The following is a 26,598-nucleotide window of genomic DNA, read 5'->3' as shown; positions in this document are numbered from 1 at the left end:
TATTATCTATCGGTGCAAGTGTCTGCCTGCCGCCTATTGTTGTTCAGTGATTTAATATCTAATGAGTTTAATGGGCGTTCAATATGAATGACCTGACGGAGGATGGATGGAGTTTTGGACCCTTGTGCAGGTATTGGTTTTAGGTGCGGTAGAAGGCCTGACAGAGTTTTTGCCCATTTCCAGTACAGGCCACCAGATTATTGTGGCGGATGTGTTGGGGTTTGGCGGTGAACGCGCCATGGCGTTTAATATTATTATTCAGCTGGGTGCCATTCTGGCCGTTGTCTGGGAGTTTCGTCCGAAGATAGTCGAGATCATCAAAGGCTTACCAACCCAGCGCAACGCACAACGTTTTACGTTGAACTTGCTGATTGGTTTTCTTCCAGCCGTCGTCCTGGGTGTGTTATTCGCCGATAAAATTCATGAGTACCTGTTTAATCCGATCACCGTAGCCGTGGCTCTGGTAGTGGGCGGAATAATCATGTTGTGGGCCGAACAAAGAGAGCATGTGGTAAGCGTTGAACATGTTGACGACATGCGCTGGTCAGATGCTTTGAAAGTGGGGTTCGCGCAGTGCCTGGCGATGATTCCGGGTACTTCTCGTTCGGGATCGACCATTATCGGCGGATTGCTGTTTGGACTGTCGCGCAAGACAGCAACCGAGTACTCGTTTTTTCTGGCAATGCCAACGATGGTCGGTGCCGCGGTGTATTCCGGCTACAAGTATCGCGACCTGTTTCAGGCCGGCGACCTGCCTGTATTCGCCTTGGGTTTTGTGACCGCCTTCATCTTCGCGATGATCGCAGTGCGGGGCTTGCTCAAGTTCATCGCCAACCACAGCTATGCGGCCTTCGCCTGGTACCGGATTGCCTTCGGTTTGCTGATTTTGGCTACATGGGGGTTCGGGTGGGTGAACTGGACGGCGGCAACCGCCGCCTGACCGTGAGGGGCTAGCGCCCCTCAAGCAACTCCGCTGCCTGATCCAGCAATACCAAAGGCTCTTTAGCCTTATGAATGTCCACCGACAACAACTGCCGAAACTTGCGCGCCCCCGGAAACCCGGTGCCCAGCCCCAGTACATGCCGAGTGATATGGTGCATCGAGCCACCGGCCTCAATGTGCGCCGCAATATAAGGCCGCAACTGCGCCAGCGCCTCGGCCCGGCTGATCACCGGCGCCGTGCTGCCGAACAACTGCTGATCCACCTCAGCCATCACATAAGGATTGTGATACGCCTCACGACCCAGCATCACACCGTCGAACGTCTGCAAATGTTCGTGACAGGCTTCCAGCGTCTTGATCCCGCCGTTGAGAATAATCTCCAAGTCGGGAAAATCCTTCTTCAGCTGCGCCGCCACGTCATAGCGCAACGGCGGAATGTCCCGATTCTCCTTCGGCGACAACCCCTCCAGAATCGCAATCCGCGCATGCACCGTAAAACTCGTGCACCCCGCATCCCGAACCGTACCGACGAAATCACACAACTGCTCGTAACTATCCCGCCCGTTAATCCCGATCCGATGCTTCACCGTCACCGGAATCGACACCGCATCACGCATCGCCTTCACACAATCCGCCACCAACTGCGGATGCCCCATCAACACCGCACCGATCAAATTGTTCTGCACCCGATCACTTGGGCAGCCGACGTTCAGATTAACCTCGTCGTAACCGTGGTCCTGGGCCATGCGGGCGCAGGCTGCGAGGTCTAGAGGGACGCTGCCTCCGAGTTGCAGGGCGAGTGGGTGTTCGGCTTCGTTGTGACGCAGGAAACGGTCGTGGTCACCGTTTAGAAGCGCGCCGGTGGTGACCATCTCGGTGTAGAGGAGGGCGTGTTTGGAAAGGAGGCGTAGGAAAAAGCGGCAGTGCCTATCAGTCCAATCCATCATCGGGGCGACGGAGAAGCGGCGGGAGAGTGGGGCGGGTGTGGCGGTGATTGGGGGCATTGGGGATCTGGTTTGGGTGAGGCTGGGAGGACAGGAGTTTATCAGGATTGGGGTTGTGGGGTTCAGACGAGTCTGGGCGCGAAGCGCACGGGCGTAAAAAAATAAGTCGCGTTATTTCTATTAGATAAGCCGTTTCCATTGTGCATGCGTATTGGCCCGCTCAATCACGTTCGAACGCCCCGAATGTTCGGGGCGAATATGGGAATTGCTAACCGCTATTTTGCAGTTTTCTTACCTGAAAGATTAGGTCGCGGCGAAACCGCCTTCACCACATCATCAATAATTGCCTTCCCCATCGCCGTCAGATAGTGCGCGGCCCAGGCGTGACGGTCGGTGTCTCTTTCGAAAGCGGCGTCCTGTGCGAGCGCCTTCGCTAGGAACAGCAGGTCAGACGCCTTTGACAATGCTTCGTCGACGGGTACGTCAGCGCTGACGTGGAACATTGCCAGTTCTGAACCTGGGCAGTATATGCAGGGAGTGAAGCCGAGGGTTTTTGCGTTCGTTGGTTCGCTCATTTGCAACCTCCATTAATGCACAGGTGAAGGCTACGAAGCGTGGAGCTACGCGGAGCTAGTGGGCGAGTTTTGTACGGATTTACTAGAGTCATTAACAGTTTCCTTGATTGGTGAAAACTGCCACTTAGCCGTCTCAAAAGCTTGGGTGGCAGCCGTGCGTGGTGTGAGACCCGGCAATCAAGGTAACCGGTAGGCCCGAAGGCCTTCCACGCACAGCCGCCATAAAACCGTACCGCAGACGAAAAAACGCTGCGATGGGTTCTGTGACGCTTTGCGCCTTGATTGGTATCCGGGGTCTCACGCCCGGTCGCTGAATGTGCAGCGACGTCTGGAGAGTATCCAGACCTAGATATGACCAACAAGGAGGTAATCTGCCCACAAGCACAGCAAACGTACCCTCTTACGCAACTCTCGGATTTTGCCTACAACTTCATCGAGAGTCACCCAGCGATTCTGACTACCGTACAACACAACATCTGAACATCAGGCACGCAGAGGCTGCTCAGGTCGCCAGGTTAATCACCAAGGCGCCTACCCAAAATACTAGTGAGCTGTTGACGTGCTTGAAGCAAATTGGATCACCGGTACTTGGCCTACTTTGTAATAGGAAGCTTGCCAGTGATCACAAACGTATCGAACACTTTTTGCCCTTCGCACGCGGCTTCCCGAACATCCAGAAACGTCAGTGTCTTGTGGATGACCTTCCTGCGGGGCTTGTCGGTTTTTTTACTGGTGGCCATCGGAGCCTCCAAAGGATGTGTATTTATGCTGTTCAGCGAATGTGATCGATCTTATCCGGGAAAACCGTGATAGAGGTATACGGGTGCCAATGAAACCGAAAGGGCGTCCGCGAAGGCTACCCATTTTTTAAACCAGGCGCTCCGCAGAACACTTATTTCTTACTACACCTCTCAACATCCCCCTGCGTCTTCAACTCCGTCTCAATCCCCAACCGATATTTACAATAATCAATAATCAACCCCCGCTGCTCATCCGTCAGCCGTTCCACTTTTCGATAGTCACCGTCATTGGCATGGATGTTGTGGAATTTGATTTGCAAGGTAGGGTGTTTCTTGACGAAGAGGATGGTTTCTACGTCGCCGTCTTCCAAGGCGTTGTAGTACCCGATGTTCAGCACGCCCAACAAAATCAGCAGAGCAACAGCGATCAGTTTTTTCATCCTTGAATCCTTGTGAACATGTTTTTTTGATGTGACATCAAGACGAATGCCGTCATTCGTAGTGCTGTTCTACTTCCAGCCCGATACCCACGCCTTCCAGCACCTCTGTCACGCGCGCGATGAAGTATTCCGCTTGTTCTGGCAGTTCGTATTTGGCGATCAGGCGAATGGTGGGGGACTTACCGAGGGCGCCGGGGATTTCGGTGTAGATTTCGCCGCTTTCAATGAAGGCGATGTAGGTATTGATCTTCTCTTGCAGCAACAACAAATGTTCGCCTTCCTCGGCTTTATTGCCCCATTCCAGGTGGTCGGTGATGACGAGCAATATCTGCGGCTTTTCTTTAGGTATTGCCCAGAAATCAATGATGCGAGCATCGGTGATAGACATGCCTGTTCCTTCAGGTGAGTCGTGGGATTTCAGTGGGGGCTTTTAACACAGCGTGAAAAAAGGTGCTCCGTTTGGGCACCTTTTCTTGGTTCGAAAACCGGGAGGAATCGACTTGAAACGAGCAACCCGACTCAACGAGTCGTTTTCGGCCCGGAGGCATCCGCCATTGTCCCGCTCCCGCAATTCACAAACGAAGACGTCTTAAGCCAACGCTGATCCGGATAATAAGAAAACAACAGTTGCCCATTCTTCATCGAATCAATCAACCGATGGGCAATCGCCGGCCGCACAGCCGGGCATCCGAGGCTGCGACCGATCCGGCCATTGGCTCGGGCGAGGACGGGACTGACGTACGGCGCGCCATGAATCACGATCGCTCGTTCAAACGCGTTGTCGTTAAATCCAGGCTCCAACCCTTCCATGCGCAACGAATAGCCGTTTTGCCCGACATAACTGGCCTGGGTGCGGTATAAGCCAAGGCTGGTGGCGAAGCTTTCGTTCTGATTGGAGAAGTTGACCGCCATGTTTTCGCCGCTGTTGCGGCCATGGGCGACGAGTTCATGGAACAGCAGTTTGCGCTTCTTTAAATCGAAGACCCACAGGCGTTGTTCGGTCGAAGGCAGCGAGTAATCGATGACGGCGAGCCTCTGGACCGGAGCTGCGCCGCGGGCGATGCTGCACTGGGAGGCGCGTACGGCCAGCCCGATGACTTTGGCGTTAGCGCCAGGGGCCGCTTTGGCGAGGGCGGCAGCGAGAGAATCGGCGTACGCTGCTGGTATGGACGTTACCGTCAGCAGCAGGGCCGAGCATAGAAAGCCAAAGCGGTTTAGCGCCATAGAGATGTCTCATCAAGTTATTTCGAGTTTAGCAGGGCAAACGACAAGTGCTGAACGCACGAGATTAAGGATTATCCATGGGGCAACTATCAAGGTTATTCGTCATAAGCCGCATCTTTTTTATGGGCTTTCTGATCAGCGGCACCGCGTTCGGTGAAACTTCGCCGATTACGGAGGAAACTCCGCCGATCAGCATGATGGAAGCGATACCCGACGATAACGTCGCCCAAGTGATTCATGCGACGCTGGAGCCGATGATCTCGGCTTTCCCACCGCTGCAGACCCGGCCGCGTCACCAGCGCATCGACGTTAACCGTGTGGTCCTGGATTTTTATACCCATCGGCAATTCCGGGCTGCCTGGACCCATCCTGACGATGTCACGCAGTTGTTGAAAAACCTCAACGAAACGCAAATCGATGGCTTGGAGCCGGCGGATTTTCGTGGTGATGATTTGGCCATGGCCCAGGCGTCGATGCAGAGCACCGCGCCAACACCTGAACAGCAAGCAGCTTTTGATCTCGCGGCCACCCGGACCTATCTCACGGCATTGCTGCAATTGCGTCGGGGCAAGGTCGATCCGGCGCGGCTGGACATGCATTGGAATTTCGACATTACCGGCGCCGATCCCCGGGACGACGTGCAGAACTTTTTTACCGCTCTGGACACCCATGACGTCGCCCGCGCCTTCGCGCAAGCGCCGCCGCAAGAGGCGGTGTATGTCGGTTTGCGCCAAGCCTTGGCGCAGTTGCGCATGATTCGTGACAGAGGCGGTTGGCCTAAAGTTTCCGAAGGGCAATCGCTCAAGCCGGGGATGGACGGCGCCGCGGTGGCGCAGTTGCGCGCGCGGTTGGCGGCGGGTGGTTATCTGGATTCCAGACATAGCAAAAACAATGATTACGACGATGCGGTGATGGCCGCCGTGAAGAAGTACCAGACCGAGCAATACCTGGGCGCGGATGGCGTTGCCGGCGCGGCGACCCTCGCCGCGTTGAACGTGCCGGTGCAGGCGCGTATCGATCAAGTGCGGGTCAACATGGAGCGGGCGCGCTGGTTGCTTTATAAGCTGCAGGGCACGTTCGTTATTGTTGATATTGCCGGTTATAAAGTGGCGTTGTATCGCGACGGCCAGCCGATCTGGCGCTCCCGGGTGCAGGTTGGTAAACCGTTTCGCAGTACGCCGATCTTTCAGGCCGAGATCACTTACGTCACGTTCAACCCCACTTGGACTGTGCCGCCGACGATTCTGAAAGAAGACGTGTTGCCGAAAATCCTCAGTAACCCGAATTACCTCAGCAACAACCGCATCCGTCCGCTGGATCGGGAAGGGAACATACTTGATCCGTCGACGATCGACTGGAGCAATCCGCGGGGCATCACGTTGCGCCAGGACGCAGGACCGGAAAACTCCCTGGGCCAGGTGGTCATCCGCTTCCCCAATGACTATGCGATTTACCTGCACGACACCCCGCACCGCGAGCTGTTTGCGAAGAACGTGCGGGCGACCAGTTCGGGCTGTATCCGCGTGGAAAACCCGCTGCAATTGGTGGAGTTGTTGTTCAACGATCCGGTGCGCTGGAACAGCGCCGGGATTCAAAAGCAGCTGGCCAATGGCAAGACCGAGAACATCCGCTTGCCGGTGAAAGTGCCGGTGCTGTTGGCGTACTGGACGGTGGACATGGGCAGCAATGGCCGGGTCGCGTTTAAACCGGATGTGTATGGCTACGACAGTCCGGTGTTGAAGGCGTTGAACTTGCCCGCGAAGTTGCCGGCGCTGGATTTGCAGGCGGCGGTGGGGCAGGGCAGGCCATAAACTCCATTGGATATTGAAGGACAACCAATGCTCATCGTTTTCAGCGGGCTCCCGGGCACTGGCAAAACGACCATTGCTAAAGGCCTGGCAGCCCGGTTAGGTGCCCTGTATTTGCGGATCGATTCGATCGAACAGGCGATTCGAGACGCTGATGTGCTCGCGAGTGATGTCGGTCGCAGCGGCTATCTGGTTGCCAATGCGCTGGCGCTGACCAACCTCGACATGGGCAGCCGTGTCGTTGTCGATTGTGTTAACCCCGTGCAGGAAAGTCGCGATGCCTGGCGTGAAACGGCCAGTCGGGCACAATCATCGTTGATCGATATCGAAGTGACTTGCTCTGACCGGGAGGAACACCGGCGTCGGGTTGAGACGCGCCAGATCGATGTTCCCGGCCTGAAAGCGCCTGATTGGCAATCGGTGTTGGACCATGACTATGAGCCGTGGGGCTGCAAGCCGTTTGGTATAGACACTGCGTTGATGTCAGTCGATGAAGCTGTGGCCGGGATCATTGAGCGAATTTTGTTGAATCCGCTCAGGCGCCATTCTTGAGCAACCGACTGAAGGCAACACGCCGGGCGAGTTCGAGTATTTCTGTGCGCTGCATCCTCAGATGATCGGGAAGATTGTGGTCAGCCAGTGAGTGTTCGGCCCCAGGATTTGTGATCAATACTGAACCCTTGTGGGAGCGGGCTTGCTCGCGAAAAGCGGTGTATCAAGCGCCATCGATGCTGGATGTGACGGCCTCTTCGCGAGCAAGCCCGCTCCCACCGGGGGAAGTGTTAAAGCCTAGAGATCCAGTCCTTCCTGCACCACTGACAACAAATTAACCTCAGTCAGCGCCACCGCATCCGGCTGTTGCCCGGACTGCTCGATCGACTGCAGCCACCACTGCGTTTCGCCGTGTTCGCTGACGGTTCGCAGCAGCGGGATCTCCTTGCCCTTGAGGTGGATCTCGACCCGGCCTTCGCCGTCAGCGGTGAAGCGCACGATCGGCACGAAAGTGATGCTGTGGTGGTTACCTTCGATCAGCAATTGGTCGATGGAATAGGCGTAGGTCGCACCCTCAGGGTGGCGTTCGAACACATGGGTCGGGTTGCGCCGGATGCTCAGGCCAGCCTCAAGCAATGGCTTCAGCCAGGCTTCTATCTGGTGATACATTGCGTAAACTTCGCCCGGCCAACTGTCGATTGCCTGATCGGTGCCAGTGGTCGCATCAGCGGCCTGTCGGGTTTCTTTCAGTTTTGCGGCGAGCTCGTCTGCCTTACTCATTTCGATTCCCTGTCGTGATGTAAGTGTGATCGTAGCCCCTTCAAGGTAATGCACGTTTTGCCCTGCGTCATGCGATTGAAACACCGGCATGACAAAACAACCCCTGGCCGATCGTCGGCCAAGGACGACACCCGTCATAATTCCCAAGGAGTGGGTATATGAAGAAGCTTTACGCAGTCATCGCAATTCTGGCGATTACATTCGGCCACATCGGCCTGAGCAACGCTCGACAATCACAGCAAGGCAAAGCCCCGGTCGAGTCAGTGGCGGGGGTGTTCGATTACTACTTGCTGACGCTGTCCTGGTCACCGACGTTCTGCCTGACCCACAAAGACGACGCGCAATGCTCCGGCAAAGGTTACGGCTTCGTGCTCCACGGCCTCTGGCCGCAATACGCCAAGGGCGGCTGGCCGGAATCGTGCCCGCCGATGGTGGCGCTGTCCCCCGCCGAGCGCACGCAAGGGCTGACGTTGTTCCCGACCCCCAAGTTGCTTGAACACGAGTGGGCCAAACACGGCACCTGCAGTGGTCTCGGCGCCAAGGGGTATCTGGACGCGGCGGACAAGGCTGTCGGCACCGTGAAGATCCCGGAGCAACTACAACCCTTCAGCAGCACTCATTACTTCCAGGCCCAAGAGATCGCCAACCTGTTCCGTCAGAGCAATCCCGGGATTGCAGCAGACGGCATCGCGGTGATCTGCAATGGTCCCGAGTTGTCGGAAGTGCGGGTGTGCATGGGCAAGGACCTGGGGTTTGGCGCTTGCGGGAAAGGTGTGAAGACTTCGTGTCGTGATGGGGATATTCGGGTTCCGCCGTCGCGCTAAGTCGCCCGGGTAAAACTCAAAAACTGTGGGAGGGGCAAACCCGTTCCCACAGGGATTGCAGTGGATGGAGTTTTTGATGATCCCTACACCCGGCATTTGATCCAATCCGCCACATCCTTCATCCTTGTGCGCTTCAATGGATTGCCAGAAAAGCCTGCAAGGAGCTTTAGCATGAGCGGAAAACCCGCCGCCCGCCTCACCGACCCCACCGCCTGCCCGCTGCCGGGACACGGCACGAACCCCATCGCCAGCGGTTCGCCCAACGTCAATTTCGATGGCCTCGCTGCGGCGCGCATGACCGACAAATCGGCCTGTGGCAGCCCGATCACCGGCGGCGTCTCAGCCACCGTATTCATCAACGGCTTGAACGCCGCAACCCTCGACAGCGTGGGGGCTCACGGCAATGTGGTCATTGGCGGATCGGGCACGGTGATTATTGGCGACACCGTCGTCACGGCGCCATTCACCGGGCTATTGCCGATGCCGGTCAACTTCACCGACAAGTTGAAACTGGTGAACGCGACGACCGGCGAACCGATGCCGAATCACCCGTACATGATTTTGCGTGCGGATGGCCGGCAGGAGCACGGGGTGTCTGATGCGGCGGGGTTCACCCACGCGATCAGCTCGCATCTGCCTGAAAGCATCAAGTTGTTTTTGGAGGAGTGAGGCATGAGTGGTGGAACGGTTACTTGTGCGAAAGGTATTACTTATAAGCAACAAGGCGAATTCATGCTGACGGATAAGAAGGATGTCAGTGAGAAGAGGGTGCCGATTGAGAGTACCAAGGCAATTGTCTTTTTTGTGGGTGGGGCGGGAGATAAGGAGAAATACTATTTTTCCGGAACGTTTGGAAACGCCCAAGATGCCCAGACAGCATTCGATCCACGAACGCTATGCTTGAAAGAACTAGGTCAGTATCGTTCCGAATGGTTAGGGTATAACGAAGTCAGGGGTAAAAAGGACATTCAGAAATTCGTACTGGATGTTATTCCCTATAAGTCCTGCCCTGTATATATCGTGGGGCATAGTTTGGGCGGGTGGAATGGTGCGCATTTATCCAAAATAATGTCTGATTGGGGGTACAAGATAAAAATGTTGATCACCCTCGACCCAGTGGGTGAAGGAGCATTGGTCTGGCTAGGTTCGGATATCTACCGGGAGACGCCCACTCCGGTAGCTGAGCAATGGATAAATGTAAAAGCAATGCCTACGAAGAAGGATCAGTCTGACTCGGTTGCAGAATTTGGTGAGAAATGGCGGGTTTCGGGTGGTCCCGCTATTAACGTCACGATGGATACCAATCATTACAATGCAGTCGCAATGCTAACTAGACCCATTGCAGGTGCGAAGTCTGCAGGCGACATAATGTACGAATCCATCATGAAAGAGTTTCCATGATATGAAAAGGATAGTGCTGGTTCTTTTGATTTTGGCCTGCGCATCATGTGCCAAAGATCATAATAAGCCTTCAGCAGATTTGGCGTTTGTATCCGTTGAGCGGGAAGGAGACTTGCCTCTTTATGATGTCAGTTTCAGCTCCAGCGTTAATCTGCAGGACCTTTATGGGCAAGGCGAGGGATTGGGGCAGGCTTCAACTAAGCTTATCTGCGCGTTGGAAAATGACAGTGATTTCTCTGTCGGCAACATTATCGAACGCTCCGCCTATGGTTTGCTTGAAAAAAGTGCTATCGGTCATTCTTCAGCGGCGTTCAATTATGTCACTCGCGCCTTTTTGAGCGAGACACGTAATAAAGGTACTTCCCGAAGAAATCTTTCAGTCAGCGAACTGAACTCGATGTTGGCAAAGAAGGCAGATATTCCATGCAAGGTCGTCATTACGGCCTACGGTTACAAGCCTTACTACACTAACACCCTGTACATCCCCACCGTCGACCTCCTACGCGAAATCAACAAACCCAAATCCAACTGAAAAAACCGGAGGCGCGAGCTTCAACCCCGCGCCTCCTCACTCAACGCCCCCTTCAAAAACTCCACCAACCCCCGCTGCATCCCGGTCAACGTGCCCTCGCGACTGACCAACGCCAACTCCGACGCCGGTAATTCAGGCAAATCGGTACATACCGTATGCTCCGGCAACACCGCCGACTCCGGCAGCACGGAAATCCCCAACCCTGAAGCCACCGCCGCTTGAATCCCGGTCAAGCTATGGCTACCGAAAGCCACGCGCCAGGGCCGTTGGGCCACATCCAGCAATCGGGTGGCGCGCTGGCGATAAATACAGCCCTGGGGAAACAACGCCAGTGGCAACACTCCGTTAGCCGAGTCAACACCCGCACCTTTGACCCACACCAACACCTCCGGCCAGGACGCCCAGCACGGTCCGCTGTCCGGTTCGCGTTTGATCAGGGCGATGTCGATGTCACCGGCGTCGAGTTTTTGCTTGAGGTCCAGGCTCATGCCGCTGATGGTTTCCAGTCGGGCGTGGGGCCGGGCCTGGATGAAACCGGCGAGCAGCACGGCCATGCGCCGGGCGTCGAAGTCTTCCGGCACACCGAGGCGCAGGATCTCCAGATCGACGTCGCTGGCCAGGGCCTGCACCGCCTCCGAGGACAGTGCCAGCAAGCGGCGGGCATAGCCGATCAGGCGTTCGCCATGTTCGGTGACCGTGACGTTCTGCCCGGTGCGATCACGGATCAGCAGCGGGTGGCCGATCAGCTCTTCGAGTTTGCGCAGCTGCTGGCTGACGGTCGACTGGGTGCGGTGCACGCGCTCGGCGGCGCGGGTGAAGCTGCCTTCGTCGACCACGCAGACGAAGCTCTTGAGCAATTCAAGATCGAGCATGGCGGTCTCCTTGATATTCGAATTTCAACTGAGATGGCGGTATGGATTTAATTTCACACTATCACCAAGCGCTCTTAAGCTGAAGCTCTCATCTCAGAGGAAACGCTCATGACACTCCAGCACACCCCGCGCCCCGAATGGTTGACCTTCGATTGCTACGGCACGCTGATTCAGTGGGATGAAGGCCTGAAAGCCGTGGCCGCCGACATCTTGCAGGACAAGGGCGAGCACTCGATCGACGTCGATCGCCTGATCGCGGTGTACGACCGGCATGAACATCAACTGGAGCAGACCCCGCCGCACCGTTCGTTTCGCCAATTGAGCACCCTCGGCTTGCAACGGGCCCTGGAGGAGTTGGGGTTGGCGAGTCTGCCCGAAGACAGTCAGCGCCTGGCCGGGGCGATTCCACGGATGTCGCCGTTTCCCGAGGTGATTGAGACGCTGGCGCGGCTCAAGGCCATGGGCTTCAAGTTGTGCATCGTGTCCAACACCGATGACGACATCATCGCTGGCAATGTCGCGCAACTCGGCGGGCATATCGATCGGGTCATCACCGCGCAACAGGCCGGCGCCTACAAGCCGAATCCGCGGTTGTTTGACTACGCTCATGAGCAACTGGGCGTACGACGGGATCAGGTGGTGCATATTTGCGCCAGCCCGATGCTGGACCACGCCGCCGCGCGGGACATGCAGTTTCGCTGCGTGTGGATCGATCGCGGCACCGGTCGGCAATTGCTGCCGGACTATCGGCCGGACGCCATCCTTCACACGCTGGACCAGGTCGTGCCCTTGTTCACCTCCCTTGGCTGGTAACACATGGAGTCGTCGCTATGGCACACACCCTTGCAGGCAGTTCCCGCCCCGCGCGCTACGCCGATCTGAACCTGGATTCGGAGGCCGCCATCATTGCCCGCACGGAACTGGCGGCGTGCTTCCGACTGGCGGCGCTGCACGGTTTGGAGGAGGGCATTTGCAACCACTTTTCGGCCATGGTGCCGGGGCGTGATGATCTGTTTTTTGTGAACCCCTACGGCTATGCGTTTGCCGAGGTCAGCGTCGACAACCTGCTGGTCTGTGACTTCCACGGCAACGTCGTGGCCGGTGACGGGCAGCCGGAGGCGACCGCGTTCTACATCCATGCCCGGCTGCATAAACAGCTGCCACGGGTAAAAGTGGCGTTCCACACGCACATGCCGAATGCCACGGCATTGTGTTTGCTACAAGGCCCTCCGTTGCTGTGGCTGGGGCAGACGGCATTGAAGTTTTACGGGCGCACGGCGGTGGATGAGGACTACAACGGCTTGGCCCTGGACGAGTCCGAAGGCGATCGGATTGCCAGTGTGCTGGGCGCTGCCGATATCCTGTTTTTGAAGAATCACGGGGTGATTGTCTGCGGGCCGGCCATCGCTGAGGCCTGGGACGATTTGTATTACCTGGAACGTGCCGCCCAGGTGCAGTTACTGGCGATGGCGACCCAGCGCGAGCTCAAGCCTGTTCCCCACGAAATTGCCCAGCGGGCGTATGAGCAGATGCGTTTGGGGGATGCCGAAAGTGCTCGGGCGCATTTGCAGAGTGCGATGCGGCGGTTGGCTGGGTGAGTGTTTGTGGCGACTGCGGGGGCCTCATCGCGAGCGAATTCGCGATGAGGTCTGCGCCATTTCAGCCTGCTCGAACCGGCAACCCCAACGCCAGCAGATCCTTACGCAACTGCGCCGGGTTAAAGAACTGAATCCCGTGAAGCCCCACCCGCTGCGCCCCTTCAATATTCGGCCGGTGATCATCAATGAACACCGCACGACTCATATCTACGTCGTAGCGTGAGGCAAGCAACTGGAAGATTTCCGGCGATGGCTTGATCACGCCTTCGGCGCCCGACACCAGAATCCCTTCGAAACGCTGCAGGAACTCAAAACGTTCAAGGGCAATCGGAAAGGTTTCAGCGGACCAGTTGGTCAGCGCCAGCAGGCGAACGCCGTTGGCGTGCAGTTCATCGAGGATGGCGACGGTGTCTTCGATGGCACCGTCGAGCGTTTCTTCCCAGCGTTCGTGGTAGGCGCGGATCAGCGCTTCCTGGCTCGGATGGCGGGCGATGGCTTCCTCGATCGCTGCCTGCCAGGTCCGGCCTCTGTCCTGTTGTTCGTTCCAGGCGGTGTGGCAGACCTCGGCCAGGAAGGTTTCCATGGCTTCTACGTCGTCACCGAACAACTTCTTGTAAAGGTTTCTGGGGTTCCAGCGGATAAGTACATTGCCGAGATCGAAAACGGCGGTATTGAAAGTGATCGGGTGAGACTGAGTGCTCATGTTTTCCTCCGTGGATGAACCTGCGGCACAGGTGCTGAAGCCTTTCATCCTAGCAGAGCGGGTTTTCCCATTGGCCCCGGACAACCCCGTAGACTAAGCTCACAAAAAATAAGGGCTTTGGGCCTTCGCCCGTGCCGTGCCCTCCAGGAAACCCTTTTGCCAATCCCCATTCATGACTCGCACCATGCCCCCGGCGCACTGAAACGCTTGCCTCTGCTCAAGGCTTCGGCGTTTTTCATCGCGGCGGTGTGCCTGTGCCTGTGTGGTTTGCTGTACTTGCAACTGGAGCAATCGCGGCGCCATGACCTGGCACTGGCCGAAGTCGCGTCGTCGAACCTCACGCGGGCCATGGCGCAGCAGGCCGAAGATACGTTCATGAAGGCCGATCTGGTGCTGACCAGCCTGGCGGACTGGATTCAGGCGGACGGCTATGACGCCGCCCAAGTGCCGCGCCTGCAGAAAACCTTCGTCAGTCGGGTCCAGGCACTGCATCAATTGCACGGGATTTTCCTGTTCGACCAGCAAGGGCAGTGGGTCATTACCTCGTTCGCGGACTTGCCTCACGGGTCCGGGGTATCGGATCGCGAGTACTTCAAGTTCCACCAGCAGAACGTCTCGTCCCTGGCGCACATCGGCCCGGCCATCCGCAGTCGCGAGAACGGCGAGTGGATCATTCCGGTGTCCAGGCGGGTCAATGACAAGAACGGCAATTTCCAGGGCGTGTTGCTGGCCGGCATCAAAATGGCGTACTTCGACCAGTTCTTCAAAAGCTTCAGCATCGATGACCAGGGCGCGATGTTTCTGGCGCTGACCGACGGCACGCTGTTGGCGCGGCGGCCGTTTATCGAATCGCAGATCGGCACGTCGGTGGCCCAGGGCGCGATTTTCCAGAAGCATCTGCCCAACGCCAACGCAGGCAACGCGATGATCAACTCGGTGGTCGACAACACGGTTCGCTTGTATGGCTACCGGCAGTTGGAGGCGTATCCGCTGGTGGTGTCGGCGGCGTCCTCCAAGGACGCGATTCTCAAGGACTGGTACGCCACGGCGTTTCAGTCCAGCGTCATTGTGGCCCTGGTGGTGCTGGGCGTGGGGCTGTTCGGCTGGGTGTTCATTCATCAAGTGCGCGATGGCGGGCGGATCGAAGCCGATCTGCGCACGGCCCAGGAAGCGCTGGAACTGATCGCGACCCACGACAGCCTGACCGGCCTGGCCAATCGGCGCCTGTTCGAGCGGGCGCTGGACATCGAGTTCGGCCGCGGTGCCCGACAGGCGAGCCCGCTAAGTCTGGTGATGCTCGATATCGATTTCTTCAAACGCTACAACGACACTTATGGCCATGTGGCGGGAGATCATTGCCTGGCCGAAGTGGCGCGAGCGCTGAAGACGTGCTGCCATCGCAAGGCCGATCTGGCGGTGCGCTACGGCGGCGAAGAATTCGCGGCATTACTGCCGGACACCGACATTCACGGCGCGATGGTGATTGCCGAACAGATCCGCCGCAGCGTCATGGACAAAAACATCACCCACAGCGGCTCGCCCACCGGTTACGTGACCGTCAGCCTGGGCTGCTATTCGTTCGTGCCCACCGGGCGGGACAGCATCGAAGTGTTTATCCAGCGTGCGGACGCCGCGTTGTATCAGGCCAAGCACTCGGGGCGAAACCGTTCAGCGGTGCTGTCGATGGAAGGTGGCGTGGAAGCCTTGCTGCGCTCGGACCGTTGATTGGGTGAACAGGCAGGCCCTGATTCCAGACGTCGAAATCAGAAGCTGCCTTTACGCGTTCAGCTGCCTGTCCCACCACCAGCCCCGCCCGTACCGCCGCCGGCCGCACCGGTGCCACCGCCCGCGCCCGAACCACTGGTCCCGCCATTGCTGCCATTGACGCCCGAGCCCGTGCTCGATGAGCCGGAACCGCTGCCATTGCTGCCCGAACCGTTGGCGCCTGATGGCGCGCCGGGCGTGCTGTTGGGCGGCAGCGTCGAACCACTGACGCCGCCGGACTTGGTGCCCGTGCCATCAGCAGCATCGTTGGCGGCATAGGCCACAGACGCGGTGCACAGCAAACCGGCCAGCAGCAGCGAGGTGATTTTTGTCGTGATCATGGTACGTCTCCAGAATTGAGTCGTTACCTGATATTGGTCTCAGGGCCGCGCGGTTGGTGCCGGTTGGATGACGAATGGTGGGTTCTCAGAGGAACGCTTCACGCAAGTGGCAGATCACCTGCTCGACTGTCATGCCGGGTGCTTTTGGCGGATCAGGCCGTTCACAGAACTCGCGCCAGACGAACAGTGTCAGTTCGGCGCCATCGGTCGGGCTTGCCGGCGTGGCGGAAGAGAAGGTGTCGAGCAACCGGTAGCGTTCATCCTGCCAGAACAGATCCTCGACCCAGTCGTAGATCGGGACGATGTGAAAATGGATGGAGTGCCCGGGTTCATGGCCATAACGACCGATGTACAGGCGTTTGGGTTTGAACAGTGTTTCAACGATGCGTTGGGTGGTGGCCAGCAGCGGACCGAGTTCGGCCAGTGCGCTGTCGGGCAGTTCGTGGAGCGCGTTGGCGTTGGAGCGGGCGCCAAGCATCAGGTAACCCGGCAACGCCGAGTTGAGGCGATGGTTGAGCTGCCAATATTTGGTTTCGTGAATGATGAAGGGTTGCGGGATGTTCATCGGTGCTCCTTTTCAGCCCTGCATGAGTGCCAGTTTCGTTTCCAAGTGCTGCCGAACCTGCGGCCATTCATCATCAATGATGCTGAACCGCACCGAGTTGCGCTTGCGACCGTCCGGCATGATCCGTTCGTGGCGCACGATGCCTTCCTGCTGCGCGCCCAGCCTGAGGATCGCGTTGCGGGATGTCTGGTTGTTTTCGTCAGTGGTGAATTGCACCCGCACGCAATCGAGCGCTTCGAAGGCATGGCGCAGCATCAGGTACTTGGCCTCGGTGTTGACGAAGGTTTTCTGCCAGCTGGCGCCGATCCAGCTGCTGCCGATTTCCAGCTTGCGGTTGAGCCGGTCGACTTTCCAGAACCGGGTAGAGCCGATGACTTTGCCCGTCTCCTTGAGCACGATGACGAACGGCAGGACGCTGCCGGCATCGCGACCGTCGAGGGCTCTTTTCAGGTAGCTGTCGACGGTGGTCGAGGAGGGGACCACGGTGACTGTCAGTTTCCACAGTTCGCCGTCTTCCGCCGCTTGCACCAGCGCCTCGGCATCGGCGTATTGCAGGGGGCGCAGGATGATTCTGTTGCCTTCGAGGGAGGTGTCCATGGCGTCGATATTCTCGGCAGATCAGGCGGGGCATTGGGCGCCTATTACGCCGCACATTGCTTTGCCGACGCAACCACCAGAACCGGCAGCTGTCACACCCTAGACACCTCTTCACCAGGAGCCTGGGTCGATGAAGCCTTTGCGAATCGCGACGTTTAACGTCAACGGCCTGCGCGCCCGACTGCCGAACCTGCTGGCCTGGCTGGCGCGAGAGCAGCCGGACATCGTCTGCCTCCAAGAGCTCAAATCCCTCGACAGTGCCTTCCCGGCCGCGGAGTTGGAAGCTATCGGCTATGGCGCGATCTGGCAGGGCCAGTCCTCGTGGAACGGGGTGGCGATCCTGGCCCGGGATGCGCAACCATTGGAAAGTCGTCGCGGCTTGCCCGGAGACGACGCCGATACCCAAAGCCGCTATCTGGAAGCGGCGGTTCACGGGGTGCTGGTGGGGTGTCTGTACTTGCCTAACGGCAACCCGCAACCGGGGCCGAAGTTCGAGTACAAACTGGCCTGGTTCGAGCGGCTGATCAGCTACGCGCAAGCCCTTCAAGCCAGTGACCACCCGGTGGTGCTGGCCGGCGACTACAACGTGGTGCCCACCGACCTGGACATCTACAACCCGCGCTCCTGGCTCAAGGATGCGTTGCTGCAACCCGAGAGTCGCGAGTGTTATCAGCGCCTGCTGGACCAGGGCTGGACCGATTCCCTGCGGCACCTTTACCCGGAAGATCGCCTCTACACGTTCTGGGATTATTTCCGACAGCACTGGCAGAAAAATTCCGGGTTGCGTATCGATCATCTGTTGCTTAACCCGGCGCTGAGTCCGTATCTGCAAGAGGCCGGCGTCGATGCCTGGGTGCGCAACGAGCCCCATGCCAGCGACCATGCGCCGACGTGGATTCGGTTGGGGACGCGCAAGCGGCGTTGATTCTGCGTGGGTGGCGATTGGCGAAATCAATTGTCGGTCAAGCCGGTTTATCCCTTATATAGGGCGACCATCGGCGCAGTGACCTGCGGCCCCGTGCATAAGGATTGAGCAATGAGTGAGCCACGCCTGAGGAATCTGGATCTGTACCTGCAACGCCTGGGTTTCAGCGCTCCCCCCGCGCCCACCCTGGACACCCTGCGTCAACTTCAACTGCGCCATACCGGCGCGTTCCCGTTCGAGAACCTCACCACGTTATCCGGCGAACCGGTACTCATCGACGTGCCGTCCGTGGAGCAGAAAATCCTGCACCAAGGCCGCGGTGGCTATTGCTATGAACTGAACAACAGCTTCCTGGCCCTGCTTCAGGCGCTGGGCTTTGACGCTCGCGGCATCAGCGGGCGAGTGGTGATGGGCCAGCCGGAAGGCGCGTGGACCGCGCGCACTCACCGCTTGAGCCTGGTGACCCTGGACGGGGTGCGCTACATCAGCGACGTCGGCTTCGGCGGCATGGTGCCGACCGCGCCGCTGATGCTCGATACCCGCGCCGAACAGCCGACGCCTCACGAGGCCTATCGCATTGAGCAGCACGAAGACGGCTACACCCTTCGCGCGAAGGTCGCCGATGAGTGGCGCGCGATGTATATCTTCGATCTGCAACGTCAGGACGACATCGATTACACCGTCGGCAATTGGTACGTCTCGACCCATCCGGAATCGTCTTTCGTCAAACAGTTGATGGTGGCCCGTACTGGCGAGGGCTGGCGGCGGACGTTGAACAACGGCAGCTTTGCGATCCACCGGATCGGAAGCGAGAGCGAACGGCGCGAGGTGACGGATGTCGATGAGTTGCTCGCGTTGCTGGAAAGGGAGTTCGGGATTAGGGTGCCGCCGAGTGCGCGCTTGAAGCAGGTGCTCGAGCGTTTGATCGAGCCCAAAGAACAGGACAGGTAAAAGCCTGGCACTCCATTTTCCTGTTCCCTTTTCAACGAATATCGCGCCGCCATTTCCCACTCTTGGCGTTAAAGCGCCTGCAAGCAAGCCCCAGGCGTGGATAGATCCATGGAATGCCGTAGGGGCGAATGGTGAAATAAAACCGGTAATCGGCGTAGTCGTGGAAGGTCGCGTAGAAATGCGCTTCATCCAGCCAGAAGACCTCGTCGAGCCAGAACGAATTGTACATTTGACCGACTGTGCGTTCGTTCAACACCGTTGCGAGGTCTTTGCTGACCAGTACAAAACAGACAGCCTCTTCGAATGGGCAGTCGAAGTCGGTCACCAGCAGATAGCCGGCTGCCGTTTCGTATTGGTGCAATAGATTGAAGCCCGAGATCGCCAGCGAAGAGACGCTGCCATCGATGATGACGGGGGTTTTCGCCGGCCAGTCTTCATAGGGGCCGTGATGCTGCACCAGGGCGAATCGCTCAATCACATTCATGGCTATGGCTCTGCAAAGTGTTCGACGCGTTCGCCGTGGTTCAGTTGCTGAAGGATGACAGCGTTGTTGCCTAGGGGCGGACATCCGGTTCCATCACCCGACGGATTTCGCTGAGCGCGTCTGCGAGTTTCTTCTCGAGGCTTTTCAGGTCGGTGGCGGTCACGCCTTTTTTAAGATGGCCTGTCGTGGCGCTACCGTGTTGATCGGCCTTCGCGACTTGCCCGTTATCGTTGAGCAACGCCTGGCGCAAAGTGTTGTTGATCACCGTCTGATAGCCAAACCCTTCGTTTTCCGCAAGCGAGCGCGCCGCTTCGATCACCGCATCGTCGAGCATGATGGTAATGCGGGTCTTGCCTTTGCTGGAGGCCACCGCCCCGCGTTTGGCGTTACTGAAGTCGTATTCATCTTTCATGGTCATGCCTCCTTGTATTGGCGACGCTCGTTTTTGGTCGCGACGCGCGCCGAAATGATTCGAACGAAATTCGGATCGCGCCAGGTGTAGGCAACCACCAGTACCCGACCTTTGGCGTCCTGCCCCACGATAATCCAGCGCTGCTCATCGTGATCGCGGTCTTGCACGGTCAGGGCTCGCTCGTCGTCGAACACTGGCTCGGTTTCTGCAAGGCTGATGCCTCGATGCTTGAGTTTGTTGGCCGCGTTTTTCGCTTTGTCATATTGAATTTCGAATGGCTTCATTATGCATACTTTATATGTATATAAAAGAGGGCCTCCGTGCCGGCGGTCGCCATGAAGGAAAAAGATTAGCGGGAGAAGGGAGAAGCGCCGGGATGGATGTATTTCAAGGTTTTAGAGCGATTGGGCGCGTAGTGCGACGGTCAGGATGAACAGATGTCCATAATCTGACTGGTCAGTTGTATACAACTCTATAGACATTTGTCCTGAGTCTTGCATACAGTGTGCGCATAACAAAAACCAGGGAACCCCCCAACCATGAAAACGCCCCATGTTTCACACCAACGGCCTGAGGATGAAAATCTCGGGATCGGCGCGAATATGGCTTACGGCCTGCAACACGTCCTGACCATGTACGGCGGCATCGTCGCGGTACCCTTGATCATCGGCCAGGCGGCCGGGCTTTCGCCGGCGGACATCGGTTTGTTGATTGCTGCTTCATTGTTTGCGGGGGGCTTGGCGACCTTGCTACAGACCCTCGGTCTACCGTTTTTCGGTTGTCAGTTGCCGCTGGTACAGGGCGTGTCGTTCTCCGGCGTCGCGACCATGGTGGCGATTGTCAGCAGCGGCGGGGAGGGTGGCTTTCAGTCGATCCTCGGGGCGGTGATTGCCGCGTCATTGATCGGTTTGCTGATCACACCGGTGTTCTCACGGATCACCAAGTTCTTCCCGCCGCTGGTCACCGGCATTGTGATCACCACCATCGGCCTGACGCTGATGCCGGTGGCCGCACGCTGGGCCATGGGCGGCAACAGTCATGCCCCGGACTTCGGCAGCATGGCCAATATCGGTCTGGCGGCCGTGACCCTGGTGCTGGTGCTGCTGCTGAGCAAGATCGGCAGCGCAACCATCTCTCGCCTGTCGATTCTGCTGGCCATGGTCATCGGCACGGTGATCGCGGTATTCCTCGGCATGGCGGACTTCTCCTCCGTGACCCAAGGCCCGATGTTCGGCTTCCCGACCCCGTTCCACTTCGGCATGCCGACCTTCCACTTCGCCGCGATCCTGTCGATGTGCATCGTGATCATGGTGACCCTGGTGGAAACTTCCGCCGACATCCTGGCGGTGGGCGAAATCATTGGCACCAAGGTCGACTCCAAACGCCTGGGCAATGGCCTGCGTGCTGACATGTTGTCGAGCATGATCGCGCCGATCTTCGGTTCCTTCACCCAAAGCGCGTTCGCCCAGAACGTCGGGCTGGTGGCGGTGACCGGGATCAAGAGCCGCTTCGTGGTGGCCACTGGCGGTGTGTTCCTGGTGGTCCTTGGCCTGCTGCCATTCATGGGCCGGGTGATTGCGGCAGTACCGACCTCGGTGCTCGGCGGCGCCGGTATCGTGCTGTTTGGCACCGTGGCCGCCAGCGGCATTCGTACGCTGTCCAAGGTCGACTATCGTAACAACGTCAACCTGATCATCGTCGCCACCTCCATCGGCTTCGGCATGATCCCCATCGCGGCACCGAACTTCTACGATCACTTCCCGAGCTGGTTCGCGACGATCTTCCATTCGGGCATCAGTTCGTCGGCGATCATGGCCATCGTCCTGAACCTGACCTTCAACCATTTCACCACCGGCAACTCGGATCAGCAGTCGGTGTTTGCGGCCGGTACTGAACGCGTCCTGCGCTACCAGGACCTGGCGGCATTGCGTGAAGGCGATTATTTCAGCGAAGGCAAGCTGCATGACTGCGACGGGAAGGAGATCCCGGTGGTCGAGGCGGAGCATGGGCACGCGGAACCGCGGGCGGTGCATGCGAAGAGTGGGGAGCATGTCTGACGGTAGACACCCGTTGAAAGGGCTGTAGATCAAAAGATCGCAGCCTTCGGCAGCTCCAGGTGAAAGCGAATCCTGTGAGCTGCCGAAGGCTGCGATCTTTTGACTTTATGACAGGCACAAAAAAGCCCCTGAACCGTTCGATTCAGGGGCTTTTCGGTACTTCTGTCTGGCTCCACGACCTGGACTCGAACCAGGGACCCAGTGATTAACAGTCACTTGCTCTACCAACTGAGCTATCGCGGAATGGCGTGTATGTTACTGATTCAAAAAGAGAAGTCAAGCATCCATTGTTAACTTGATGGATTCATGAAGACGGACGGTGGTTTATCGGCCATTGGCGGTTACCAGAATCGTCCCGGAGGTCTACCATAGCTGCCCGGAAGTGGTGACACGCGCTACCGGCCATTCGCCGAACAAGGTAAGCGCCATGAATCATCCAGTACTCACATTGCCAAACCACGGGGTGTTCGCATGAGCATCGCCCAGATCAGCCTGCCCAAAGGTGTCGGTCCTCACGCCGAGAAACTGTTCGACGCCATCACCCAGGCCAGCACCGCTGATGAATTGAACCGCGCCGGTGGCAAGGCGGAAGGTTTTGTCCTTGGCCTGGAAAGCGCCAAGGCGATCAAGAGCCAAGTCGCCGAATCGCTATACGTGGCGTATGACGACGCCGCCAGCCAGCGCGCGACCGAACTGGCTTAACCGCCGAAGGTAAAGGTGCCGAGCATCAGCTTGGCATACAGCGAAGTTGCGGCCAGTTGCACCAGCCATAAGGCCAGGCCGCCGAGAAACACGCCGGCTGCCACTTGCAACACCAGGTTGTTGCCGCGTTTGGCCGGGGTGCGAGGGACGAAATGGTCCAGTTCGTCACGGTCAGCGCGTAGGTCATCGTTTTTCATGTGGGTTCTCGTAGATATTCCAGGCTGTACACATAATCTGTAGGAGCATCGTTGTGTGCAGTTTAGAGGGCGTGGACAACGCTTTGACACATCTCTCAGACAAATAAAAAACGGGAAGCCAAAAGGCTTCCCGTTTTTCGTACCGCGCGAGACTCAGATCACCGCAACGATGGCCTTGGTTACTGCATCGATGTTGCTCTGGTTCAGCGCCGCTACGCAGATGCGGCCGGTGTCCAGGGCGTAGATGCCGAACTCGCTGCGCAGACGGGTCACTTGCTCAACCGTCAGGCCGGAGTAGGAGAACATGCCGCGCTGGCGACCGACAAAGCTGAAGTCGCGCTGCGGCGCTTGCTTCGCCAATGCTTCAACCATCTGGATGCGCATGCCGCGAATCCGCAGGCGCATTTCCGCCAGTTCTTCTTCCCACTGTGCGCGCAGCACCGGGCTGTTCAGCACGGCGGCAACGATGCTTGCACCGTGGGTCGGCGGGTTGGAGTAGTTGGTGCGGATCACGCGTTTGACTTGCGACAGCACGCGCGCGCTTTCTTCTTTCGATTCGCTGACGATCGACAGGGCGCCAACGCGCTCGCCGTACAGCGAGAACGATTTGGAGAACGAGCTGGAAACGAAGAAGGTCAGGCCCGATTCCGCGAACAGGCGCACAGCCGCGGCGTCTTCGTCGATGCCGTCGCCGAAGCCCTGGTAGGCCATGTCGAGGAACGGTACGTGACCCTTGGCTTTCACCACGTCCAGTACGTTGTTCCAGTCCGCCGGGCTCAGGTCCACGCCAGTCGGGTTGTGGCAGCACGCGTGCAGCACAACGATCGAGCCGTTCGGCAGGGCGTTCAGGTCTTCCAGCAGGCCGGCGCGGTTAACGTCGTGGGTAGCGGCGTCGTAATAGCGATAGTTCTGCACCGGGAAACCGGCGGTTTCGAACAGCGCGCGGTGGTTTTCCCAGCTCGGGTCGCTGATCGCCACGACAGCGTTCGGCAGCAGTTGCTTGAGGAAGTCGGCACCGATTTTCAGGGCGCCAGTACCGCCAACGGCTTGAGTGGTGAGGACGCGGCCGGAAGCGATCAGCGGCGAGTCATTGCCGAACAGCAGTTTTTGCACGGCCTGGTCGTAGGCGGCAATACCGTCGATAGGCAAGTAGCCACGGGAAGCGTGTTGAGCGACGCGAATCGTCTCGGCTTCGACAACGGCGCGCAGGAGTGGAATTCGCCCCTCCTCGTTGCAGTAAACACCGACCCCCAGGTTGACCTTGTTGGTACGGGTATCGGCGTTGAATGCTTCGTTGAGGCCCAGGATTGGATCGCGTGGTGCCATTTCGACAGCGGAGAACAGGCTCATTTTTGCGGCGGCTCTGAATGGAGTGTGGAGGGACGTGTCGCGCTCCAGCCGAATGCACTAGAGCGGTGCACAAACGGGGAGCTAGTATAGAGGCCATCTGCGATGGCTGGCGACAGACGATTCGGCTTTTGGGGTAAGTTTTTCCGATTATTTTTCGACCGTTAGTCGAAAGGCATCGTCAAAGACTTCGAGGGATGTAGGACGTTTGCCTTGAAAGCGCGGGCAATCGGCTCCACATTGAGCACAATCCAGTTTTTTCCTCGGGCGACGTCGGTCGTTTGCGGTCTTTCTCGTTCCTGTCCGGTTTGACCGCGCGGGGGTGAAATCAGAGGTATTTCATGTCTGAATTCCAGCTAGTCACCCGCTTCGAGCCCGCCGGCGATCAGCCGGAAGCCATCCGCCTGATGGTCGAGGGCATCGAAGCCGGGCTGGCGCACCAGACTCTGCTCGGTGTGACCGGCTCGGGCAAGACCTTCAGCATCGCCAACGTGATCGCCCAAGTACAGCGCCCGACCCTGGTGCTGGCGCCGAACAAGACCCTGGCCGCGCAGTTGTACGGCGAATTCAAGGCATTCTTCCCGAACAACGCCGTCGAATACTTCGTTTCCTACTACGACTACTACCAGCCCGAAGCGTATGTGCCGTCGTCGGACACCTTCATCGAGAAGGATGCGTCGATCAACGACCACATCGAACAGATGCGACTCTCGGCGACCAAAGCGCTGCTGGAGCGCAAGGACGCGATCATCGTCACCACGGTGTCCTGCATCTACGGTCTGGGCAGCCCGGAAACCTATCTGAAAATGGTGCTGCACGTGGATCGCGGCGACAAGCTCGATCAGCGCGCGTTGCTGCGTCGGCTCGCCGATCTGCAATACACCCGCAATGACATGGATTTCGCCCGCGCGACCTTCCGGGTTCGCGGTGACGTGATCGATATCCACCCGGCGGAATCCGATTTCGAAGCGATCCGCATCGAGCTGTTCGACGATGAAGTGGAGAAGATTTCCGCCTTCGATCCGCTGACCGGCGAAGTCACCCGGCAGTTGCCGCGCTTCACTTTCTATCCGAAAAGCCACTACGTGACGCCGCGGGAAACCCTGCTCGGTGCCATCGAAGGCATCAAGGTCGAGCTTCAGGAGCGCCTGGACTACCTGCGCACCAACAACAAACTGGTGGAAGCCCAGCGTCTGGAGCAGCGCACCCGTTTTGACCTCGAGATGATTCTCGAACTGGGTTACTGCAACGGCATCGAAAACTACTCGCGCTACCTGTCCGGTCGTGAATCCGGCCAGGCGCCGCCAACCTTGTTCGATTACCTGCCGGCCGATGCCTTGCTGGTGATCGACGAATCCCACGTCAGCGTGCCGCAGGTCGGCGCGATGTATAAGGGCGACCGATCCCGTAAAGAGACGCTGGTGGAGTACGGTTTCCGTCTGCCGTCGGCGCTGGACAATCGGCCGATGCGTTTCGACGAGTTCGAAAACATCAGTCCGCAGACGATTTTTGTCTCGGCCACACCGGGCAACTATGAGGCGGAACATGCTGGCCGCGTGGTCGAGCAACTGGTGCGCCCGACCGGTCTGGTAGACCCGCAAATCGAAATCCGTCCGGCGCTGACCCAGGTCGACGATCTGCTCTCGGAAATCGGCAAACGCGTGGCGCTGGAGGAGCGGGTACTGGTCACCACGCTGACCAAGCGCATGTCCGAAGACTTGACCGATTACCTGGCCGACCACGGCGTGCGCGTGCGATACCTGCACTCGGACATCGACACCGTGGAGCGGGTCGAAATCATCCGCGATTTGCGCCTCGGCACCTTCGACGTGCTGGTGGGGATCAACTTGCTGCGTGAAGGCCTGGACATGCCGGAAGTGTCATTGGTGGCGATTCTCGATGCGGACAAGGAAGGCTTCTTGCGTTCCGAGCGCTCGCTGATTCAGACCATCGGCCGAGCAGCGCGGAACCTCAATGGTCGGGCGATTTTGTACGCCGACCGCATCACCGGTTCCATGGAACGGGCGATCGGCGAGACCGAGCGTCGTCGCGACAAGCAGATCGCGTTCAACCTGGCCAATGGCATCACGCCCAAAGGTGTGTTCAAGGACGTCGCCGACATCATGGAAGGCGCCACCGTGCCGGGTTCGCGCAGCAAGAAGCGCAAAGGCATGGCCAAGGCCGCCGAGGAGAGCGCCAAGTACGAAGCCGAATTGCGCTCGCCGGGTGAAATCGCCAAGCGCATCAAAGCGCTGGAAGAGAAGATGTATGCGTTGGCCCGCGACCTCGAATTTGAAGCCGCGGCGCAGATGCGAGATGAGATTGGCAAGTTGCGGGATCGGTTGATCACGGTTTGAGCCCAGGATCGTTCCCACGCGGAG

32 protein-coding genes, 1 tRNA gene and 1 pseudogene are annotated in these 26,598 nt (G+C 58.2%); 16 read left to right on the top strand and 18 right to left on the bottom strand.

The annotated features are described in order from the left end of the window. Positions 1-106 precede the first annotated feature (106 nt). A complete protein-coding gene (locus HKK53_RS10135) occupies positions 107-940 on the top strand; it encodes an undecaprenyl-diphosphate phosphatase (protein ID WP_169370710.1) in 834 nt (277 codons plus the stop codon). A 10-nt stretch (positions 941-950) separates the two neighbouring features. On the opposite strand, the gene dusA is transcribed toward HKK53_RS10135, so the two are convergent. From dusA to HKK53_RS10105, 6 genes are all read right to left on the bottom strand, one after another. Beyond that, complete coding sequence (gene dusA, locus HKK53_RS10130) at positions 951-1,946, bottom strand: tRNA dihydrouridine(20/20a) synthase DusA (protein ID WP_169370709.1); 996 nt, start codon at positions 1,944-1,946, stop codon at positions 951-953. A gap of 215 nt (positions 1,947-2,161) precedes the next feature. Next, positions 2,162-2,461, bottom strand: a complete 300-nt coding sequence (locus HKK53_RS10125) for a DUF3077 domain-containing protein (RefSeq protein WP_169370708.1) — start codon at positions 2,459-2,461, stop codon at positions 2,162-2,164. 593 nt (positions 2,462-3,054) lie between these two features. Continuing rightward, a complete protein-coding gene (locus tag HKK53_RS10120) occupies positions 3,055-3,201 on the bottom strand; it encodes a hypothetical protein (protein ID WP_169370707.1) in 147 nt (48 codons plus the stop codon). A gap of 152 nt (positions 3,202-3,353) precedes the next feature. Then, positions 3,354-3,641, bottom strand: coding sequence for a hypothetical protein (locus tag HKK53_RS10115; RefSeq protein ID WP_169370706.1), 288 nt, complete (start codon positions 3,639-3,641; stop codon positions 3,354-3,356). 52 nt (positions 3,642-3,693) lie between these two features. Beyond that, positions 3,694-4,029 carry a DUF6572 domain-containing protein gene (locus tag HKK53_RS10110; RefSeq protein ID WP_169370705.1) on the bottom strand — a complete coding sequence of 112 codons (336 nt, stop codon included), beginning with the start codon at positions 4,027-4,029 and terminating at the stop codon, positions 3,694-3,696. A gap of 131 nt (positions 4,030-4,160) precedes the next feature. Then, on the bottom strand, positions 4,161-4,865 hold the full coding sequence (locus tag HKK53_RS10105; RefSeq protein ID WP_169370704.1) for a murein L,D-transpeptidase catalytic domain family protein: 705 nt from the start codon (positions 4,863-4,865) through the stop codon (positions 4,161-4,163). A 77-nt stretch (positions 4,866-4,942) separates the two neighbouring features. Between HKK53_RS10105 and HKK53_RS10100 the strand changes: the two genes are divergently transcribed. The 3 genes and pseudogenes from HKK53_RS10100 to HKK53_RS32865 form a co-directional block, all read left to right on the top strand. Beyond that, entirely contained in the window at positions 4,943-6,676 is a 1,734-nt protein-coding gene (locus HKK53_RS10100) for a L,D-transpeptidase family protein (protein WP_169370703.1), read from the top strand. A gap of 27 nt (positions 6,677-6,703) precedes the next feature. Continuing rightward, a complete protein-coding gene (locus tag HKK53_RS10095) occupies positions 6,704-7,225 on the top strand; it encodes an AAA family ATPase (protein WP_169370702.1) in 522 nt (173 codons plus the stop codon). 16 nt (positions 7,226-7,241) lie between these two features. Continuing rightward, positions 7,242-7,316 (top strand): annotated as a pseudogene (locus tag HKK53_RS32865) (cupredoxin domain-containing protein); the annotation flags it as partial. A gap of 146 nt (positions 7,317-7,462) precedes the next feature. On the opposite strand, the gene HKK53_RS10085 reads toward HKK53_RS32865, so the two are convergent. Beyond that, the gene (locus HKK53_RS10085; RefSeq protein WP_169370701.1) at positions 7,463-7,945 is read right to left on the bottom strand and encodes a hypothetical protein; all 483 of its coding nucleotides are present in this window, start codon (positions 7,943-7,945) and stop codon (positions 7,463-7,465) included. Between the two features lie 158 nt (positions 7,946-8,103). On the opposite strand from HKK53_RS10085, the gene HKK53_RS10080 reads away from it, so the two are divergent. The 4 genes from HKK53_RS10080 to HKK53_RS10065 all read left to right on the top strand — a co-directional run bounded on the left by HKK53_RS10080 (position 8,104) and on the right by HKK53_RS10065 (position 10,702). After that, positions 8,104-8,769: a ribonuclease T2 family protein gene (locus HKK53_RS10080; protein ID WP_169370700.1), complete on the top strand. Its 666-nt coding sequence runs from the start codon at positions 8,104-8,106 to the stop codon at positions 8,767-8,769. Between the two features lie 171 nt (positions 8,770-8,940). Then, complete coding sequence (locus HKK53_RS10075; RefSeq protein ID WP_169370699.1) at positions 8,941-9,438, top strand: PAAR domain-containing protein; 498 nt, start codon at positions 8,941-8,943, stop codon at positions 9,436-9,438. Positions 9,439-9,441: 3 nt separating this feature from the next. After that, entirely contained in the window at positions 9,442-10,170 is a 729-nt protein-coding gene (locus HKK53_RS10070) for an alpha/beta hydrolase (RefSeq protein ID WP_169370698.1), read from the top strand. Between the two features lies 1 nt (position 10,171). Further along, a complete protein-coding gene (locus HKK53_RS10065) occupies positions 10,172-10,702 on the top strand; it encodes a hypothetical protein (protein ID WP_169370697.1) in 531 nt (176 codons plus the stop codon). 20 nt (positions 10,703-10,722) lie between these two features. Here the strand turns inward: HKK53_RS10065 and HKK53_RS10060 are convergent, their stop codons facing one another. Next, positions 10,723-11,574 carry a LysR substrate-binding domain-containing protein gene (locus HKK53_RS10060; RefSeq protein ID WP_169370696.1) on the bottom strand — a complete coding sequence of 284 codons (852 nt, stop codon included), beginning with the start codon at positions 11,572-11,574 and terminating at the stop codon, positions 10,723-10,725. Positions 11,575-11,682: 108 nt separating this feature from the next. Here HKK53_RS10060 and HKK53_RS10055 point away from each other — a divergent pair, with 108 nt between their 5' ends. Both HKK53_RS10055 and HKK53_RS10050 read left to right on the top strand, forming a co-directional pair. Further along, positions 11,683-12,387 carry a haloacid dehalogenase type II gene (locus HKK53_RS10055; protein WP_169370695.1) on the top strand — a complete coding sequence of 235 codons (705 nt, stop codon included), beginning with the start codon at positions 11,683-11,685 and terminating at the stop codon, positions 12,385-12,387. Positions 12,388-12,404: 17 nt separating this feature from the next. Further along, positions 12,405-13,172 (top strand): aldolase, encoded by a 768-nt coding sequence (locus tag HKK53_RS10050; RefSeq protein ID WP_169370694.1) that lies wholly within the window; start codon positions 12,405-12,407, stop codon positions 13,170-13,172. A 61-nt stretch (positions 13,173-13,233) separates the two neighbouring features. Here HKK53_RS10050 and HKK53_RS10045 read toward each other — a convergent pair whose 3' ends face one another. Further along, positions 13,234-13,875: an HAD family hydrolase gene (locus tag HKK53_RS10045; RefSeq protein WP_169370693.1), complete on the bottom strand. Its 642-nt coding sequence runs from the start codon at positions 13,873-13,875 to the stop codon at positions 13,234-13,236. Positions 13,876-14,031: 156 nt separating this feature from the next. Between HKK53_RS10045 and HKK53_RS10040 the strand changes: the two genes are divergently transcribed. Beyond that, positions 14,032-15,600, top strand: a complete 1,569-nt coding sequence (locus HKK53_RS10040) for a sensor domain-containing diguanylate cyclase (protein ID WP_169370692.1) — start codon at positions 14,032-14,034, stop codon at positions 15,598-15,600. Between the two features lie 59 nt (positions 15,601-15,659). Here the strand turns inward: HKK53_RS10040 and HKK53_RS10035 are convergent, their stop codons facing one another. The 3 genes from HKK53_RS10035 to HKK53_RS10025 form a co-directional block, all read right to left on the bottom strand. Further along, positions 15,660-15,980, bottom strand: a complete 321-nt coding sequence (locus HKK53_RS10035) for a hypothetical protein (protein ID WP_169370691.1) — start codon at positions 15,978-15,980, stop codon at positions 15,660-15,662. Positions 15,981-16,065: 85 nt separating this feature from the next. Beyond that, positions 16,066-16,545 (bottom strand): HIT family protein, encoded by a 480-nt coding sequence (locus HKK53_RS10030; protein ID WP_169370690.1) that lies wholly within the window; start codon positions 16,543-16,545, stop codon positions 16,066-16,068. Between the two features lie 12 nt (positions 16,546-16,557). Beyond that, the gene (locus HKK53_RS10025; RefSeq protein WP_169370689.1) at positions 16,558-17,142 is read right to left on the bottom strand and encodes a GNAT family N-acetyltransferase; all 585 of its coding nucleotides are present in this window, start codon (positions 17,140-17,142) and stop codon (positions 16,558-16,560) included. A 130-nt stretch (positions 17,143-17,272) separates the two neighbouring features. Between HKK53_RS10025 and xth the strand changes: the two genes are divergently transcribed. Beyond that, positions 17,273-18,067, top strand: a complete 795-nt coding sequence (gene xth / locus HKK53_RS10020) for an exodeoxyribonuclease III (protein ID WP_169370688.1) — start codon at positions 17,273-17,275, stop codon at positions 18,065-18,067. A gap of 111 nt (positions 18,068-18,178) precedes the next feature. Further along, positions 18,179-19,018: an arylamine N-acetyltransferase family protein gene (locus tag HKK53_RS10015; protein ID WP_169370687.1), complete on the top strand. Its 840-nt coding sequence runs from the start codon at positions 18,179-18,181 to the stop codon at positions 19,016-19,018. Positions 19,019-19,049: 31 nt separating this feature from the next. On the opposite strand, the gene HKK53_RS10010 is transcribed toward HKK53_RS10015, so the two are convergent. The 3 genes from HKK53_RS10010 to HKK53_RS10000 form a co-directional block, all read right to left on the bottom strand. Then, on the bottom strand, positions 19,050-19,502 hold the full coding sequence (locus tag HKK53_RS10010; RefSeq protein ID WP_169370686.1) for a hypothetical protein: 453 nt from the start codon (positions 19,500-19,502) through the stop codon (positions 19,050-19,052). Between the two features lie 70 nt (positions 19,503-19,572). Then, the gene (locus HKK53_RS10005) at positions 19,573-19,914 is read right to left on the bottom strand and encodes a BrnA antitoxin family protein (protein WP_237150767.1); all 342 of its coding nucleotides are present in this window, start codon (positions 19,912-19,914) and stop codon (positions 19,573-19,575) included. 2 nt (positions 19,915-19,916) lie between these two features. Then, positions 19,917-20,198, bottom strand: coding sequence for a BrnT family toxin (locus HKK53_RS10000; protein ID WP_169370684.1), 282 nt, complete (start codon positions 20,196-20,198; stop codon positions 19,917-19,919). Between the two features lie 255 nt (positions 20,199-20,453). Here HKK53_RS10000 and HKK53_RS09995 point away from each other — a divergent pair, with 255 nt between their 5' ends. Continuing rightward, a complete protein-coding gene (locus HKK53_RS09995; protein WP_169370683.1) occupies positions 20,454-21,971 on the top strand; it encodes a nucleobase:cation symporter-2 family protein in 1,518 nt (505 codons plus the stop codon). 167 nt (positions 21,972-22,138) lie between these two features. Here the strand turns inward: HKK53_RS09995 and HKK53_RS09990 are convergent. Beyond that, positions 22,139-22,214 (bottom strand) — tRNA-Asn (locus tag HKK53_RS09990). Positions 22,215-22,442: 228 nt separating this feature from the next. Between HKK53_RS09990 and HKK53_RS09985 the strand changes: the two genes are divergently transcribed. Then, positions 22,443-22,673, top strand: a complete 231-nt coding sequence (locus HKK53_RS09985) for a hypothetical protein (RefSeq protein ID WP_033061947.1) — start codon at positions 22,443-22,445, stop codon at positions 22,671-22,673. Here HKK53_RS09985 and HKK53_RS09980 read toward each other — a convergent pair. After that, positions 22,670-22,870, bottom strand: coding sequence for a hypothetical protein (locus HKK53_RS09980; protein ID WP_054054136.1), 201 nt, complete (start codon positions 22,868-22,870; stop codon positions 22,670-22,672). The two genes, HKK53_RS09985 and HKK53_RS09980, sit on opposite strands and share 4 nt — an antisense overlap. Before the next feature lie 153 nt (positions 22,871-23,023). Next, positions 23,024-24,220, bottom strand: a complete 1,197-nt coding sequence (locus tag HKK53_RS09975) for an amino acid aminotransferase (protein WP_169370682.1) — start codon at positions 24,218-24,220, stop codon at positions 23,024-23,026. A 338-nt stretch (positions 24,221-24,558) separates the two neighbouring features. Here HKK53_RS09975 and uvrB point away from each other — a divergent pair, with 338 nt between their 5' ends. Continuing rightward, positions 24,559-26,574, top strand: a complete 2,016-nt coding sequence (uvrB, locus tag HKK53_RS09970) for an excinuclease ABC subunit UvrB (RefSeq protein ID WP_123403549.1) — start codon at positions 24,559-24,561, stop codon at positions 26,572-26,574. The last annotated feature ends 24 nt before the right edge of the window (positions 26,575-26,598 follow it).

It is taken from the genome of Pseudomonas sp. ADAK7, from assembly GCF_012935675.1.
Taxonomy (GTDB): domain Bacteria; phylum Pseudomonadota; class Gammaproteobacteria; order Pseudomonadales; family Pseudomonadaceae; genus Aquipseudomonas.
This window is presented reverse-complemented; position numbering and strand designations above follow the sequence as displayed.